Here is a 16,245-nt window from a genome sequence, read left to right as displayed (position 1 = left end):
TCCCCCTTTTTCAAAGAGGTCTGAAACCATTTTCTTTTCGCCCAATGCGTCGGCCAGGGCTTCCGGACCCAAATCGGTTAGCTTTTTTCTGTTCGCGTCCAGTTCAGGTCAACTCCCGCCAGCCCGGCAGCGCCCCGGCAAACTCCGCCTGAAAAGCCGGACGCCGGATATTGTCCTGTTTGACTTTAGCCGCATAATTTTTCCAGCGCGCTTCTTCGCCAATCACCTCAACCAGCAAATGCCGCACCTTGGCCATCACCTTGGCTTTGCGGGCATACTCCTTTCGCGAGGCGTTAACCGTTAAATCGCCGACCCCCGAAAAATAGTATTTGAGAATCTCTTCGGGGTAGAGCGTTTCAAGCTTTTTGGCTGTCCGGATTTCATCATCTGAATCCCAGTCCGTCATCGGATATCGCCCCTTGGTCAAAATGGCCATGGCCTCAGCGTACTCTTTGCGATGCATGCGAATTTTAAGCTGTTCCGCGCGCCAGGCGTCCTTGATCCGGGCAAGCACTTTGGGTTCGAACCGTGCCCATTCGGCTGCTGTGCATATCTTCTTAAAAGCCTTGTATTTTGCAAGCGTCAGGCCATCCGTAGCCTGGTCGAATTGAAGCGCCAGATACTTTTCGCGGTCGCCCGATTCTTCAGCTCGATCGGCAACAAACATGCGCAACTCTTCCATTCTTCCCTTCCCTTTGCGCAAACCCTCCTCAGCCACCTGCAGGGCCTTTTCCTTTTCCCCGGACTCCCAATAAAATGTCGCCAAGTCATGGTAATCCGCACCGTATTCCATCTGCCCCATACGCAACTCTAGATATTTTTCCTGATTTCCGATCTGGCGGTAAATGCAACGGGCATTGGCCGCTTTCCAATCACCCGGCATCGACTCGAAGGCCTCCGCCAGCTCGCGCAGGTCGAGATCGTCATAGCATGCGGCATAGGCGACATCATAAAGCAGATCGTCCATACCGGCATTGCCGCTTTCAATATAGGGCAAAACGCTATCAAGAATTTCGCGCCGATGGTCTGAATCAACATTTTTAGAATCCAGTTGGGTCCGAATCTGGTCCAAAAGCTCAGCCACATGATCCTCGGTGGCATAATCGCCACCGCCGTACTCATCCAGATCTCCCAGATCAAGCGCCAGCTCGGACCATAGGGCCAACACGATTTCACCTTCAGATCGTTTTTCAAGTGCTTTTGAAACAGAAACATGGGTTTTCAGAAAATCGAGGCATTCCCGACGGACATCGGGCCGACCCGCTGCAAGCTTTAGAACCAGATCTGTTAATACCCTGGACGAAGCAACCGCCAGCAACTCAGCCAGGACATCCGTTTTTTTCGGTTTTTTTGCCATATAGTGCTCCCCTTCATTTGAAAACTATGCCGCTTCCGTCGTCTGCACAGGTTTGTTTTTCCACCCGTGCTTACGGTTTCTGCTACCACGGCCTGAACCTATCCCGCGACCACCTCAGATATTTCAAGAGCTCATGATTCACCTTTTCGGTTTCGAATCGCTCGCTGTCGAAGGCACTCTCAAAATAAGGAAAACCAGAGATCCATTCTTTATAGCTCTCGTGCTCTTCATGGTGCGGATCTTTCAAAGCCTTACAAAATTCATAATATCCCGGGACACCGCCGACATCTTCAGGCGGACAGGCTCGGACGCCGTCCAGGCACTCGATTTCAGATTGAAGTTTCGGGTTGAAATAGCGACTGTCTTCAAGAATGACTTCATGCTCCCAGCTGTCGCCAAAATCATACAGATAGCTGAAGGTGCGGTCTTTTTGTTTAACCAGATCCCCCAGGCGATATCTCCCGCATTCAAAACCTTGTTCTTTTGATTCAGGAAATTCCGTGTAACGTTTATTTCCGATCGTGAATTCATGCAAATGACTGTCGGTCCAACCCATCACAATCTGAATGACATCATGCAGCCGGTCCAGGGTAATGCCGGCAGGCGCGACAAACTGCCGCCAAATTTCAGGCTGAATTTCAAGCAGTCTGATTTTCAGCAAATAAAGTCTTTCGTTCATGGTAATTATTTCCTTCAATTAATTTATCGTGCCAATGGTGCGAGTTTTGGAGCTATCGAGACAGACACACAAAAGGATTGGATGTCGCAATTTGCGACCTCCAATTTTCCAACAGGGATCATTTTTATAGTTTTCAACCCTGATTTCATGATTTTGCCAGCTGCTTAAGTATCCGGCTGCACGGACCTGACAATCTTATGGGAGGAACACCTTTCAGTGGAATATGAGGCATGCCGCTGAGCCGGCCTTTCAGCTTGCCTGGCCTGGCCAAGTCAACACAGTAGTCCGGGTCGCCATGTTTAATCACTCCGTACCCCCCGCTATTATCAATATTAAGAATAGATTCTGATCTCACTCATATGGCCTGTTCCAACAACTGTCCGTTTTCTTTCAACCAGGCTCTTGCCTTTTCCATGGTTGGGGACTGTGCGCAGATGATATTCCAAAATCTTGAGGTGTGATTGGCCTCGATGAGGTGGGCCAGTTCATGAACGATGGCGTAATCAATGACAACCATAGGCGCTTTGATCAGGCGCCAGTTGAAATTGAGATTGTTATTCACGGTGCAGGAACCCCAGCGATAAAGGTTGTCGACTATTTTGACTTTTGAAAAGGCCACACCAAGTTTGCGGGCGTGATGTTTCACCCGGGCGATGATCTTGGCCTCGGCCTGCTGTATATACCATTCCTGCAAAACCTCCCGGCGTTTTCCGGCGTGGGCGGCAGGGATATAAAAGCGCTGGTTGAACCGAATCTCGGATAGCCCCGTTTTGACCACTTCAATGCGGTAGTGTCGCCCAAGGTAAAGGGCGGATTCACCGTTGACGAGCTCCTTTCCCGGGGGATGGGGCAGATCCCGGTACTTTTGGGGGTGATTCATTTTTTCGTAAATCCATTGGCGCTTTGCCTGCACCACCTGATGGATCTTTTCCTCCGATGTCGATTCCGGTGCATGCACGACCACGGAACGATCCCGTTCGACGGTGATGGTCAGTTTGCGCCGCCTGGGCGACCTTACGATGGTGTAATCTAAGTCCATGTCACTCCGCATACAGGATGGTGTCGTTGTTTTTTTCCGCAATCTCCATAATCCTGGAAATGATATGAGCGCGGTTTTTGATGAGATCGGGAAGTCTGACAAATTCCTCTGCCAGCAGAATTTTTTGCAAATCCCCTTTGAGCTTGTTGCGGGCCGGGATGCTCTCCCAGAACCCGGTGAGTTTCAATTCCCGTTCCACTGCCAGAAAAGTGTTCTGCGTCAAATCCACCAGCAGACAGGTCCTGTCTTCCTCGGTCATGCCGAAAGCTTTCTGGGTTTCCGCAGTCCCGGGTTGGGCATTTGAAAACAGGCCGCCGGCCTCGAAAATTTCCCGCCTGAACATGCGAAACAGCGGCATCTGTTTTTTCCTGTGCAGGCCGTAAGTCGGCTCCTTGCGGGCATTGATGATGCGTTGTCGCAGTTTTTCCAGCTCCTCGTAAATCATTTTCCAATTTTTTTGAAAATCCTCCAGGATTTTCTTCAAGGCCGCGGCAAAGGAGGCTTGCAGATCGGGATCGTCATCAAGGTCCACCTCAAGATGGTGACGGATGGCATGTTCGACCTCGGCAGCCTTGGTTTTGGTCCGTTTTCGTTTTCCGACCTGACTTTCAAAGTCCTGGTCCAGAATCGAGATGGGGGCGACTTTGAGGTCGATGCCCTTGGATTTCAGATACGTATCTGTAATCCCCCTGAGCTTGGGCGGAATCCCTTTCATGCTCAAACGCGCGTCGCGGAAATGTTTTCCCGCCAGTACGTTGATTTCAGAGAGGTGCTGGTAATCCGGCATGAAGTCGAGCGCTTCCTTGGCCGGGAAAACGAGGTTGAGGCTCTTGGTGAATCCTTTAAATGCCAGCAAGTACTCAAAGCGCACATCTTCATCGTAAAAAAGGTCGAAAAAGGCGTCATGGTCGTTGAGGTCGGTCAAGCCGTGCTTTTCAAAAAACGCCATAATCGACCGGTGGACGGCCCGCAAATCATCCAGCTCTTTTTCCGGAAAGCTCAGGGCATCGAGAACGTCCTTCTGCTCGCGCTCGTCGGAGATTTCGATGGCCTTTTTTAAATGGTGGCCGATGCCGACGTAATCGACCACGAATCCCTTGTCCTTCCCTTCGCCGCCGACCCGATTCACCCGGGCGATGGCCTGCAGCAGGTTGTGGGCAACGACCACCTTGTCAAGATACATCACCTGCTCCACCGGTGCGTCGAAACCGGTGAGCAGCATATCCCGGACGATGACGATACCCATGTCGCCGGTGATTCCCTCATCTTCGCCGTCAAAAGGAAGCTTGAAGCTCTTGATGCTCGTTTCGTGCCTTGACTTATCCGCATACGCCTTAATATGCGGCAGATCGTTGTGCCCTCCGGATATGATCACATCGGCTTGCAGTTTTTTGAGCCGGTCCAGATCGATGCAGTTCGGATTGTCTTTTTCAAGGGCGGCGATGGCCTTGACGATAGCCGCATCGACGTAGGTCTTATACCGTACGGCTGCTTCCCGTGAGACAGCCACCACCTGGGCCTTGTAGCCGTTGGGAAAGACGTGGGTCAGGTAGTGTTTTACCATATCTCCGGCCTTGGCCTTGATGGTGGATTTGGCTTCAAGATAGGCGTCACGGGAGCCGTAACCGAGGATCTCCATGCGCTCTTGCAAGTTATATTCGCTGAACACATCGGCAAAGGCGGTGTCCATGCCTTGCTGGTCCGCCACCTCGGCATTGTGGGTGCGGCCTTCGTAAACAATCTCCAGGGTTACACCGTCCTCGATGGATTGGCGCATGGTGTATTTGTCGATATAATCGCCAAAGACCCGCTCGGTCTTGTCGATGGGGGTGCCGGTGTAGCCGATTCGGGCCGCCTTGGGGATCCCCTTGTCCAGATTGGCCCCGAGCATGGCGTACTGGGAGCGGTGCGCTTCGTCGGTCATCACCAGTATATGCGGGCTGGGATTTAACTCCGGAAAGGTTTGCGTCAAGTCCGCTTCGCGGAACTTATGGATCATGGCCATCACCAGATCCGAAGAATCTGAGCGCAAGAGGTCTTTCAGGGTGCGGATGCTGTCGGCCACCTTGACGGTAAAGCCGATACTCTGACTGGTTTCCGAAAGCTGCTGCTCCAGTTGGGTGCGGTCGGTGACAAAGACCACCTTCCACTTGGAAAGGGTCGGATGGCGATACATCTCGCGCACCATGAACATCATGGTCAGCGATTTGCCCGAGCCTTGGGTGTGCCAGATAATACCGCTGCGCTCGCGGGGGTTGCGGCCGTCAAGCAGGCGCTGCACCCCCAGCTTTACCGCACGAAACTGCTGGTAGCGACCGACTATCTTGATGGTCTCGCCTTTGTCGTTGGTGGAAAAGAGGGTAAATGTACGGATCAGATCGAGCAGGTTGTCGCGGTCGAGCATGCCGGCCACCAGGCGCTGCTGGTCGTTGGGACCACTGGCGCCATGTTCCAGGTCCTCCACGCTGCGGGGATAGGGGTCCGCCCAGCGGAAAAAGAGGCGCTCGCTGTGGGTAGTGATGGTGCCGAACTTGGCCTCCTGGCGGCAGGTGGCGACCATGAACTGGTTGTAATAAAACAGCGGCGCACTGCCTTCGCCCTTGGCCCCGCGCTGCTCGCTGTAACGCAGCATCTGGGCAATGGCCTCGGCCATGGGCTCCTTGACTTTGGGCGATTTGCACTCGATCACCACAACCGGCAGGCCATTTAAGAAAAGCACGATGTCCGGAAGAATGTGGTGCTCGGTGCCCAGAATGCGCACCTTGAACCGGCAGACCGCAATAAAGCGGTTTTTGACCCGGTGCTTGAAATCGATAAAATGTACCGTTGGGCTTTTTTCGCCTGTCTTTCGGTTTTCGCTGACGCTGGTGTTTTCCAACAGCAGGTTCAGGACATGGCGATTGTTCTCGATCAGGCTGGTACCGGGAAAACCGGCGGTGAGCTGCTTGATCACCTCTTCCACCTGGTCGTCTTCCAGCCAAGCATTGATGACCTTCAACTGCTCGCGCAGCACCGCCGGCATCACCACCTCGGTAAAGCTATCCCGGTAGCTGTCGGCTGGATGCTGCTTATTATCGAGGTCGGTGATCTCCCAGTCCAAGCCGTCAAGCTGATCGAGCAGCGGCTTTTCGACGTGGTTGCGCTCGTCTATTCTCAAGAGTGAAGTTTGACGGGTGCAGTTTGACGTCATGTTGCTCCCCCTGTTCGTTCGCCGGACCGAATTTTACCCTTCTCCCTTCCAGATTGAAGCTTCGTCTTCAGTCGCTTGATTATGGTCGTGAGAATGGCAATAATTTCGTCGCATTCCTGAGTGAGAGGATCAAGACTTTTTGAGTCAAGCATTTCGGCAGCCGCAATCAAACGGAGCCAATAGTGTGATTCTCGGGCTTCCTTGCAGGCAATGCTGTATTTACTCACAAAGTCCGCTTCGCTCTGTGAGCCTTGCCCCTCCTCGACATTCGCCCCGATGGAGGTTCCGGAGCGGAGGAGTTGGTTCGCGAGCGAGCGTGATATCCCGGAAGAACTGTCCAAATGCTGACACAGCTTCACGATTCTCTGTGCGAATTGAAATGTCCGATCCGGCAAATCACTTTTCATCGTCTTGGATTTCTCCTCTTTTTTTCAAACTTCCCACTTCAATCTTCAAACTTCTCCTCATTCCTCCTTGACAACCCAGTGTCCACCCTTGGCCGGGCCAATGCGTTTTAATTTGCCTTCTGCCTGGAGTTTTCGAATATTTCGCTCTATCGATCTCTCTGTAATCCCGATTTTTGAAGCCATTTCAGGAATGGTAATGGAAGCGTTCTGTAAAATCAGTTCAATAATTTTCCCCGACGTTTTCCCCGACGTTTTCCCCGACGTTTTCCCCGACGTTTTCCCCGACGTTTTCTCTTTTGTGTCGGCGTGCGCTCTCTCGTCCGATTCTGCCTTCGGATGCGCCGGCAGGCGGATCAGAAAATAGCTGCGGTCGTCATCCGTCTCGAACTCGGGGGGTGGAGAGCCATTCTCTTTCATCACTTTTAGAACCTTTGAAATCCCGGTGGAACGACCTTCGGTGAGATCCAGCTCCTTGAGGAAATCGCCGATTCGGCGATTGCGGTAGCGGCGGCTGACAGCTTTGCCGGCCCGCAGGTCCGCCATCCGAATGGAACGGTTCGGGCCGGGGAAACTCAAAACCACCAGGTCATCCGGGCTGATTCGCACTTCAATCGGCTCGCGAATCTCGTAGGATCGGTGGTAAACGGCATTGACCACCGCTTCCTCAATGGCGGCATAGGGAAAGTTCCAGAAACGCTCGGCCTCGGCCCGGTCGGGGTGTTTAACGACGGTTTGTTTGAGATAATTTGCCTGGATATAGTTCAGCGCGTCACGCGCGATCTGGGCAAGAGGGCCTTCGAAGGTTTTCTCGTCAAAGCGATTTCCACCCGCGCCTTCCGGAAACCAGAGCACATCGATCTGTGTTGTCGGAAAGAATCGCTTCGGGTGCTCATTGAAAAAGAGGAGGCCGACGTTTTTCGGCAAAGGCGCTTCCGTTGGTCCCCCCACTACATTGATTTGTCGGCCCAGGGCTTCGATCGAGAGGTTTCGCGCCTCATCGGCAAGACCACTGCCCACTTCGCTCAGGAATTCTTCCATCAACCGGGGTGACAGATCATCCATTGTTGCGATCTGGCTAAAACGGTCATCAAAAGGAACACTGGCCGTGAGGCTGATCAACTCACGCTCATCGTCGCCTTTCGCCTCGACCGTGCTCGAGTAACGACGTATGTAATAGCGGTAATCCTTCTTGCCGGTCGTGACGAACCTAGGAACCTTGTAGGGCCGGTTCTGTCCTCCCGGCGCCCACAGGACCACAAGGTTGCGGCCTGCGAACCGCTCGACACTCAGCAGGGGGAAATAGGGCGGCCTGATTTGGTTGCAACATCCCAGAAGTTCACGCTGGATGCCATCCAGTTGATTGTCAGGCACACCTGCCGGCGGAAAAACGGGCATCCCGGCTTCGTCGCAGTCCTGCCCGATTACGACATATCCGCCCCCGAGATTTTCAAAGTCATTGGCAAAGGCGCAGAGGGTGCGCATGATCGGGTCAGGGTTCCATCCCTTTTTATACTCGATACGGTCGCCCTCAACCTTTCGCTGTCGCAGCAGGTCCTCGAGATTGATGGGGAGTTTGGAACTCATGCGCCGGCCTCCTGTGGTTCCGTAAAGAGGGGGGCGACGCACATCTTGCCGGTGAGTAGGTCGAGTAATAGCTTTTCGTCGTAGTTGCGTTTGTCAATCCGATAACCACCTGTAGATTTGCTCATTACATAATCCCATAATGATCTCTAAGTTCTTTATGAACTGCTCGATGATTTTCTTCAACTTCCTCAGGCGTCCAACACGAGTATTTGTTCAAAACTCTAAGTGAATTCGGGCAGCTATTTATCCGTTTCTCAAAATAGCGTATTTTTTTGTCAGCATAGTCTAAGTTCCCCTGAGATGTGTTTTTTCTAGTGGTAATTAAAACCAGATTTCCCAACCGATCTGTCCATTCGGCACGCTGTTCGTCTGTAAAGTCTCTCCTCCATTGACTGGTATCCGCAGGGTTTTGCGGCAGGATATGCTCCACCGAAAGAGACTCTATACTCATCCGTTGGCTGTCATCATGAAACAGATAATCCAGTTTCAGCAGCAGACAGCGGGTAAATCGTCTGCCATACACTGCCGAATCAATGGCACGCTTAAATGCGTCCTGTTCAATAGCGAAGCAGATATTATTAATAATCGCGGTAGTATCAGCCGCTATTTCCACGGCACGTATAATCTCGTTCATGTTTTCAATACGAGTGGTAGGGGTGTATTGTACTACCCAATCGCCAGAGAACTTGTTATCCAGCAATTCCAAAAACCGCATAATGTTATCATGTCCAAAACGGTCGTAGTATCGAAGTAGTGGGGGTATCCAGTCGGTAGAGGGCAACCCGGCGAGCATCACTTTAATAAGGTTGTCAAAACGGAAAGAGTTTCCCGTCTGTCCGTAATTGTCGCCTTCGAGTAGGGTGTCATAATATTTAAGATAGCGGTCGACCAATTCAAAGGTGTCTTTGCCCTTTTTTAAAAGAGGTGCTTTTAATTGCCCCGTGGTTTTATCCTTTTCGCGAGGACGATAGATTTTTTGTTCAAACTCATCCAGCAAACTCAGCCGAGCCTTTTCCTTTACAAGAATTGTACGAAGATGGTTCAGGAACCGGTCAAAGTCGTCGCCCAATTCGCCTTCTGCTTCTTCCCACAGCTTTGCATAACGAGCTTTTTCTTTATCATTCTCAAGAGCACCTAAATTTTGGGATTTTAGGATATCGCTATTGCGGAGGGGAACACCGCGATCGTTCAGGATAGTAAACAGCCGAAATGCATCGTCCAGGTCTTCTGTTGCCACGTAGATCAGAAGGACATTGTTGGAAAGGTAGGTTACAAAATCCACCAAGTCAATTTTTTTATTTGAATCGCTGAGGTATTTATGAATTTCTAACACAGCTGTGGCCATGTTACGAATCGAAGGATCGTCTTTTGTTTTTGCCAGCTCTATGAGTTTCTCGCTTTGTTTTGTAGCCCCATCAGCCTTGATAAACTCATTCACGAAATCCTGAACTGACTCGCGGATTGCAAACATAATTCTCGTTCGTTCCGGGATTTTATGTATTTTATTCCCTTTTTGAAAAATGGAACTTATACAGATTTCATGTACATCAGAGTCGGTGCACAAATCACGAATACAGCCAAAAAGCATCAGGAGGGTGGTCATTCGCTGCTGACCATCCAACAAATCGTTTTCATCAAAATCTAGCCCTGGTGCAGATCCTGCTCGCTTGGTCTGAAAAACGAAAGAACCAAGGAAATACTCCTGATCGGGCTTCTCCGCATGAGCAAATGTAAGATCATCCAGCAAGTCATTGATTTCGTCTGCCCCCCAAATATATGGCCGCTGGTACTCGGGAATGCGGAACCACATATTTGAGAAAATATCCTTGACCAGAATTTTTTCGCTTTTAATTTCGCGTTTTGCAGGCATTGATTATCTCCTGTTCTTTACAATTATATCAAGCAAATATGATCGCGTTCGTCGAGTTTGATGTGGATAGTGGGCCTTTTTTCTGATCATACGCCAACTTCCTTCTTTTCCAGTAACGGCGTGACCCGCACCTTGCCGGTGAGCAGGTCTGCCATCAAAGCGGTTTTGAGGGAGCGGAGTTTTTTGAAACTCTCAAAGCATGAACTGATGGTGTTTCTCATGCTGGTGAATCGTTTGACAATCTCGCATTGCTCATTCAAGCTGCTCGGGAATGCCGCATGTATGCCTCTTAGGTTTGTCGGATTGATATTAACTTGCTGGACTGCTGGGGTGGCGAGTCTGCGCATCGCAACCTGGGTTGGCTCCCAGTTCAACCAGACATTCAACAGTTCGGAAAGCAGCATATTAGGGTCTGGATTCAAGCGAACAAGATACGAAGCAAATGTCGCTTTCTCTACCTGGCCTCGCCAAATGCCAGTTCGACCAACATGTTCCCAACTATTCGTTCTATTGAACAATACATCACCATCTCGCAGCCACAATTTTTCAGGGACTTTTAGGTCGGTGTATTTCAGGTCAAAAATATCAGCCTCCCCTTTGAAAAAATTATTCATTCGCAATACAGGATTTCCAGACTCACCAAGTGAAGTTGAGATGCCATATTCTGCTGACGGAACAAAGCGTGACAAAAGCGTGCAGTCCCACTCAACCGGAATCCTCCCAAGCGGCGAGTCTTTGAATTGGTGGGTTTGTTCGGAGCGGAGGTTGCCGTGTTCGTCGATGCCGTGGGTGAGGAGGTCCTGCATCAGGCCGGTCTTGATGCGCTGCTGCTTGGCGATCAACGCCTCGGTCTGTTCAATGGCCCGGTCCACCGTCGATAGGATCTCGGCGATTTTGGTTTGTTCGGGCTTTGGAGGGGTGGAGACTTCAATTTTGTATAGTGTATCTCGCGACAGGCTGGGGACGCCAGTCGCTTCATTCATCTGGCGCAGGTCGATTGTCTGAAGAAAGTAGAACAACCATAGTGGAACCGATTCGGCGAAGTCGCTAAGATAGTAGGCAGTATCAATGGTCCAGAATCTACCAGTAGCGAAATGAACTCGATCAATGGTTCCCTTCCTTCCTAAAATAATCGAGTCGCCTTCATATAAATAATCGTCGCCAAGTCGTTCAGCCCCTCCTGTTCCGACAACAGGATATGGTCCATCGGGCGCCAAAATTTCGATTGGTGATTTTCCATAATTGATAGTTGCGAGGTCCCGCAATGTCTTTTTATCCCAACCTTCCAAAACCTTCACTTCACACCTCGCTCTTTACCCTTCGCCTGACCTTCTTCATCCCACATGTCCCGATAGGCACGGACATATGAGGCGGTTGCCTCAGGGTCTATTTCGAAGTAGTAGCAGCAAAGTTTTTTATATAAACGGACCATCCCTGCGTCGAAGCCAAAATCGAGCATGCCGTCAAGCAGGTGTTCGATGCGCTGGGGATCGCGGCACCGGGTTCGCAATATATCCTCTATCTCAGGAGCATATTGTTTTTCAGCTTGCCGCGCAAGCCGCCGGGTTGCCCGTGCAATTTTGCCGATAGACTGAACAAGGTCATCCATCTGTGGTTTCGCTTTTCTTTTTAATCCCGTTGAATTCGACGGGATTAAAGCTTGGGTTTTTGTCTTTGCTCATCTCAAATTTCCCCCCTTTCGCCCTTAATCGTTCCTCCGAAATAACCAAGGCTTTGGAGAAACCCCTCTATCGTCTTTAAGGTTTCGGCCCGGCGGCTTTCCAGTTCGCGGCTGGAAACAGCATATTTATCCCAGAGGTTTTCCACCATGGCGATAAGGCGCCGTTTTTCGGTATTGAGGTAGCGGTTTAGCTCATTGGTCACCAGATCATAGATCTTTTTCAGGATGAGTTCGCGGGCCTCGGCCTCGGTGAGCTGCCCGCCGATGGCCGTAAGTATTCCGTCGGTTTTGGCAAGGCGCGCGTTCAGGGCCGCTTTGTCTTTGTTCAGGGCGGTGATATTTTTCTTTTCAGCCTTGTTTTTTGAATCCAGTTCGGCCAGTTGGGCCTCCACCTGCCGGATCAGTTCCAGGCTTTCGGCCTTGAACTCGTCGCCGCCCAGGCGTTTAAGCTGGAGTTTGAGGGCCAGTTCGTCGGTTTTTGTTTTCAGGCCGGTCTTGGCATCCTTGATGCGATTTTCGATGGCCTTGATCGCCTTGTCCTGGGCCTTGAGGTTTTTCAACTCCTTGCGGGCGGAGCTGCCTTCACTCCCCTTGAGGTCGTCGATGAGGTCTTTTAGGGCTTTCTTGATGACGGCGGCGGTGACTTTTTCGTCCTCCTCCGGTTCATAACCGGCGACCTCCTGGGCGGTTTCCAAGGCTTCTGCCAGTTCGCTCTGTGCCTCGCTGATCCGGGCGTCGAGGGTTTCGGTGGCGTCGGCTTCAGCTTGGAAGCAGTCGGCGATCAGATAATCATCAGGAATCAGGCTGTGGTGCCAGCCGGTGGATATGATGGTTTTAAGATCATACCGGATCTGCTGCCACCAGTTGACAAAAACCCCGGCACTTTTAAACTCGTCCAGCACGCCCAAGGGGATGAGCTTATCCTTTAAGGTGATCAGCAGTTCGAGGCGGACTTCGGGCATCTTTTTGCCCCCGTTGCGGGACTGGCGCAGCTGGGCAAAGTCGTCGCGGGCCACGGCCCACCAGGCTTCCAAGGTGTTTTGGTGGGCGCTGAGGGTCTTATTGAGTTCGGGGGCGGCTTCGAGGGTGGTCTTGATGGCTGGTTTGACGTCGATTTTCGGGACAAAAGATAGATAGCCGGGTCGTTCGGCCTGAAAGAGTACGGTTGATTTGATACCGAACCTGGAGAAATCATTTTGTCTGGCCTGAACTTCGGCCTCGGGCACGCCGCCGATGAGGTGGGCCTGCACATCCTCGGGTTCCGGATCGGGCGTATTGTCCACATAGCGGCGGATGTTGAGGTTGTAGTCGTGGGTCTCGACGATCTCGGTCTTATCGACCAGACGGCTGTACTTGGGTATCTCCCGTTTGTGGGTAAAGACAAAATCGATTTTCTCTATGTCTTCGGGGCGCAGCTTGTTCTGGGCCTTGCCTTCGGCGTATTCGCGGTCGGCGTTGATGAAGAGCACCTTGTCACGCAGGGCGTCGGGCTTGTTCTTGTTGGCCACGATCACGCAGGCGGGAATGCCGGTGCCGTAAAAGAGCCCGGGCGGCAGGCTGATGATGGCCGCGATGACATCATCCTCGATGAAGATTTCGCGAATGAGCTTTTCCTTGCCGCCCCGAAAAAGGACGCCGTGGGGCATGATGGTGGCCATGTGACCATCGGATTTGAGGCTGGCCAGCATGTGCTGGACGAACATAAGATCGGCCTTCTTGCCGGTCTCGGGGCACCATTCACGAAAGCGATTGGGAAACTTCAGGGTGGCCCGGCTGTAATTCTGGGAGAACGGCGGATTGGCAAGGACGTGGTCGAACTTTCGTATTTGTCCGTTTTCCAGAATCAGGGGATCCTCCAGGGTGTCCCCGTTTTCAATGGTAAAACGGTTGATGTTGTGCAGGATCATGTTCATGTTGCAGATTGACCAGACCGTGCCGTTGGAGTCCTGCCCGTAAAGAGCCAGATCGTTGGGGTCTTGCCCTTGCTCCTCGACGTACTGGTGGGCCTGAATGAGAAAACCGCCGGAACCGGCAGTGGGGTCGTAGATCTCATTGCCCGCTTCGGGCTTGGTGAGTTGCACCAGCAGCCGCACGACCTCGGCGGGGGTGTAGAACTCGCCGCCTTTTTTGCCCGCGCTGTCGGCGAAGAACTTGATCAGGTATTCGTATGCCGCTCCGAGCAGGTCGGGAAACTCGAAATTGTCGTTGACCAGGACAAATTGAGGCTGGTTAAAGTGGTCGAGCAGGTCCTTCCACTTCTGGTCGGGAATCTTGGTCTTGCCTTTGACGGCATTGAAATCAATGTTGTTTTTCAGCACCCCGGCCAAGACATCGTTTTCATCTTCAATGGCGGCGATGGCCTTGTTGAGCATATTGCCGATGTCGTGCTTGAGGTGCTTGAGCGGGGGGACTTCATCGCTGTTTTCATCGATCCATGACCCATGCCAGCGAGCACGGGGCGGGACGAAAAAGGTCTCGCCATAGGAGGTTTTATCTTCAAGAAGTTCCTTTAAGAGGGCAGGGTCTTTGATGTGGGCAAAGTCTTTTTTCCGAAGATTCTCCCGCTTGCGGTCGAATTCGTCCGACAAGCGCTTGAGAAAGAGCATCCCGAAAATAAATTCCTTGAACTCCGAGGCGTCCATCTTGCCGCGCAAAATATCGGCTGCCTTGAATAGAAACGATTCGAGTTGAGAGAGGGTGATTTTTTCAGATTTCATTTAAGAACTTCTTTTAATTTCAAAACGTCTCCTGAGATCATTCAGGCGATTGTGGGGAATTAAATTGTCGTGTTGCAGGCGCCCCACAACAATCGCCGGCGAAATCTGCTGTTCTTTCGCGAAGTCTTCAACGGCTGCCTTGCTTTGATAATTGGCGGTTGAAAAAAATTTTTGCCAGGCGTTTATCGGAATTAAAAAGTTTGCGGCAAAGCAGTCGGCCTCTTTTTCTTTCTCGGTCCGGCCGTCGTTGTCTTCGATGAAAACTTCTTTCTTTCCGTGCAGAAGGATATGGCCGGATTCGTGAAAAAAAGTAAACCAGAGCAGGTCTTCAAACTTTCCGCGTAAGCTTAACTGGATCATGGCCTTTTCCGGGGTCAGCCAGCGGGTAGCTCCGTAAACCGGAGCGCCCTTGATCGAGGGCGTAAAAACAACCGCCACCCCCGACTCGGCGCATAATTGAATCGTTTTGCTCTCAAACTGCTGTGGCTCGGAACGTGTTAAATGGCGGATGGTTGTTAAGGCGGACTTGAATTTTTCTTTGTCAAACGTCTCGCAAATTCTTTCCTGCGCCTGTAGTTCCCCCTTTCTCAACCACACCGAGCAGGCTTCCGGTTTAGCGGCAAAGGCGTTTGACTTGCGATAAACGGTCGCCGGCGAAAGCCATAATTTTTCCCATTGCCGGGAAGAGGCGATGCCGAAAAAACGCAGCAGGGCGTCCACCTGGTTGATTTTATTTTTGTGTTTTTCGATCCAGCCGGCTTTAACCATCGGGCTGATCGGGAAATCATCCAGCCATTGTATTTCTTTCTGCAAACGCTTGCGTTCGTTCTGGCGGGCAATGCTCTCACGGTAGCGTCGTTCACGGTTGTTCCAGAAACTCGCGGGAGTCCCTAGAACTTTTTCAAGCTCCATCGCCGTTGTCGGCGTGATGGCCGCATAATGGTTAATGATATCGTTTATGAATTTTGGAGTTTTGCCGATGCGGTCCGCCAACTCGGCCTTGGTCATGCCGGTGGTATCAATAACCTCTTGCAATGTGTCGCCGGGCGGGGTAACGACATCGGGCGTATATTCGTTTTGAATTTGTTTAATCATGATAATCCTCCGACAGTTCAAGGATTCGAATAGCAGTCACCCTGTCCCAGTCCAGGCCTCCGTCTTTCTTTTTAGGAACAGGGTTATCGGCCGGTTCGAATACCATCCGGTATCCCTGATCGAGCTTTAGCGCTAATTGACCGGCCCGGTTGCCTTTGAGTTCATGACAATAGGCTTGAGGTAAAAAGCGCATGACTGCCAGATTTTCGGCATCAGTCAGTTCATCCAGACGGGCCCTGATCAGCTTGCTTCTTCGGGGATTGCCTTTATATTTTTGCTTTAATTTGGATTCGTCGTTTGAGATGATTCGGTCTTTTTGTTTTTTAAACAGGATATCCATTATGAACTCGAATGTCAAGTTTAATTAACCAAATAGGTTAATCATAATAATTCTAAATAAAAACAAAACCCCTCATCTCATTATGGAGAAAAGGGGTTTTTGCTGGCATCAAACAACCCTCCATTTATCTTTAGTTTGAACGGGTACGATGATTATTTTGTAGTTGATAGTATATAACCTGATAATAATCAAGAGGCGACGGGTCAAAACAGTAATTCTGGGCGAACAGATTAAAGTGGATATTTCCTGTAGATATTTGAGTTAAATAGAGTATTCGTGATAATTT

At 51.1% G+C, this 16,245-nt stretch carries 12 protein-coding genes; all 12 read right to left on the bottom strand.

The annotated features are described in order from the left end of the window. Positions 1-103: 103 nt before the first annotated feature. The 12 genes from P1P89_01775 to P1P89_01720 all read right to left on the bottom strand — a co-directional run bounded on the left by P1P89_01775 (position 104) and on the right by P1P89_01720 (position 15,959). Positions 104-1,357 carry a hypothetical protein gene (locus tag P1P89_01775; GenBank protein ID MDF1590216.1) on the bottom strand — a complete coding sequence of 418 codons (1,254 nt, stop codon included), beginning with the start codon at positions 1,355-1,357 and terminating at the stop codon, positions 104-106. A gap of 82 nt (positions 1,358-1,439) precedes the next feature. After that, complete coding sequence (locus tag P1P89_01770) at positions 1,440-2,036, bottom strand: plasmid pRiA4b ORF-3 family protein (protein ID MDF1590215.1); 597 nt, start codon at positions 2,034-2,036, stop codon at positions 1,440-1,442. Positions 2,037-2,391: 355 nt separating this feature from the next. Continuing rightward, positions 2,392-3,075: a SprT family zinc-dependent metalloprotease gene (locus tag P1P89_01765; protein MDF1590214.1), complete on the bottom strand. Its 684-nt coding sequence runs from the start codon at positions 3,073-3,075 to the stop codon at positions 2,392-2,394. Between the two features lies 1 nt (position 3,076). Continuing rightward, complete coding sequence (locus P1P89_01760) at positions 3,077-6,265, bottom strand: HsdR family type I site-specific deoxyribonuclease (protein ID MDF1590213.1); 3,189 nt, start codon at positions 6,263-6,265, stop codon at positions 3,077-3,079. Further along, positions 6,262-6,672 carry a four helix bundle protein gene (locus tag P1P89_01755; protein ID MDF1590212.1) on the bottom strand — a complete coding sequence of 137 codons (411 nt, stop codon included), beginning with the start codon at positions 6,670-6,672 and terminating at the stop codon, positions 6,262-6,264. Before P1P89_01755 ends, P1P89_01760 begins: the two co-directional genes overlap by 4 nt. 57 nt (positions 6,673-6,729) lie before the next feature. Beyond that, on the bottom strand, positions 6,730-8,256 hold the full coding sequence (locus P1P89_01750) for an ATP-binding protein (protein ID MDF1590211.1): 1,527 nt from the start codon (positions 8,254-8,256) through the stop codon (positions 6,730-6,732). 124 nt (positions 8,257-8,380) lie between these two features. Beyond that, complete coding sequence (locus tag P1P89_01745; GenBank protein ID MDF1590210.1) at positions 8,381-10,126, bottom strand: DUF262 domain-containing HNH endonuclease family protein; 1,746 nt, start codon at positions 10,124-10,126, stop codon at positions 8,381-8,383. Between the two features lie 86 nt (positions 10,127-10,212). Then, positions 10,213-11,424 (bottom strand): restriction endonuclease subunit S, encoded by a 1,212-nt coding sequence (locus tag P1P89_01740; protein ID MDF1590209.1) that lies wholly within the window; start codon positions 11,422-11,424, stop codon positions 10,213-10,215. Next, complete coding sequence (locus tag P1P89_01735; protein MDF1590208.1) at positions 11,421-11,735, bottom strand: hypothetical protein; 315 nt, start codon at positions 11,733-11,735, stop codon at positions 11,421-11,423. Before P1P89_01735 ends, P1P89_01740 begins: the two co-directional genes overlap by 4 nt. Positions 11,736-11,809: 74 nt before the next feature. Next, positions 11,810-14,524, bottom strand: a complete 2,715-nt coding sequence (locus P1P89_01730) for a type I restriction-modification system subunit M (GenBank protein ID MDF1590207.1) — start codon at positions 14,522-14,524, stop codon at positions 11,810-11,812. Then, the gene (locus tag P1P89_01725) at positions 14,525-15,619 is read right to left on the bottom strand and encodes a helix-turn-helix domain-containing protein (protein ID MDF1590206.1); all 1,095 of its coding nucleotides are present in this window, start codon (positions 15,617-15,619) and stop codon (positions 14,525-14,527) included. It abuts the gene before it with no gap. Continuing rightward, on the bottom strand, positions 15,612-15,959 hold the full coding sequence (locus P1P89_01720) for a killer suppression protein (protein MDF1590205.1): 348 nt from the start codon (positions 15,957-15,959) through the stop codon (positions 15,612-15,614). Before P1P89_01720 ends, P1P89_01725 begins: the two co-directional genes overlap by 8 nt. Positions 15,960-16,245 lie beyond the last annotated feature (286 nt).

This window comes from Desulfobacterales bacterium (genome assembly GCA_029211065.1).
In the GTDB taxonomy this organism is placed as follows: domain Bacteria; phylum Desulfobacterota; class Desulfobacteria; order Desulfobacterales; family JARGFK01; genus JARGFK01.
Note: the sequence above shows the minus strand (reverse complement) of the source record. Positions and strands in the feature narration are given on the sequence as shown.

Coding starts and splice junctions, on each gene's coding strand:
- P1P89_01755 (MDF1590212.1), bottom strand. CDS start 6,672: ATGAAAAGTGATTTGCCGGATCGGACATTTCAATTCGCACAGAGAATC.
- P1P89_01770 (MDF1590215.1), bottom strand. CDS start 2,036: ATGAACGAAAGACTTTATTTGCTGAAAATCAGACTGCTTGAAATTCAG.
- P1P89_01735 (MDF1590208.1), bottom strand. CDS start 11,735: ATGGATGACCTTGTTCAGTCTATCGGCAAAATTGCACGGGCAACCCGG.
- P1P89_01720 (MDF1590205.1), bottom strand. CDS start 15,959: ATGGATATCCTGTTTAAAAAACAAAAAGACCGAATCATCTCAAACGAC.
- P1P89_01725 (MDF1590206.1), bottom strand. CDS start 15,619: ATGATTAAACAAATTCAAAACGAATATACGCCCGATGTCGTTACCCCG.
- P1P89_01745 (MDF1590210.1), bottom strand. CDS start 10,126: ATGCCTGCAAAACGCGAAATTAAAAGCGAAAAAATTCTGGTCAAGGAT.
- P1P89_01765 (MDF1590214.1), bottom strand. CDS start 3,075: ATGGACTTAGATTACACCATCGTAAGGTCGCCCAGGCGGCGCAAACTG.
- P1P89_01760 (MDF1590213.1), bottom strand. CDS start 6,265: ATGACGTCAAACTGCACCCGTCAAACTTCACTCTTGAGAATAGACGAG.
- P1P89_01730 (MDF1590207.1), bottom strand. CDS start 14,524: ATGAAATCTGAAAAAATCACCCTCTCTCAACTCGAATCGTTTCTATTC.
- P1P89_01750 (MDF1590211.1), bottom strand. CDS start 8,256: ATGAGTTCCAAACTCCCCATCAATCTCGAGGACCTGCTGCGACAGCGA.
- P1P89_01775 (MDF1590216.1), bottom strand. CDS start 1,357: ATGGCAAAAAAACCGAAAAAAACGGATGTCCTGGCTGAGTTGCTGGCG.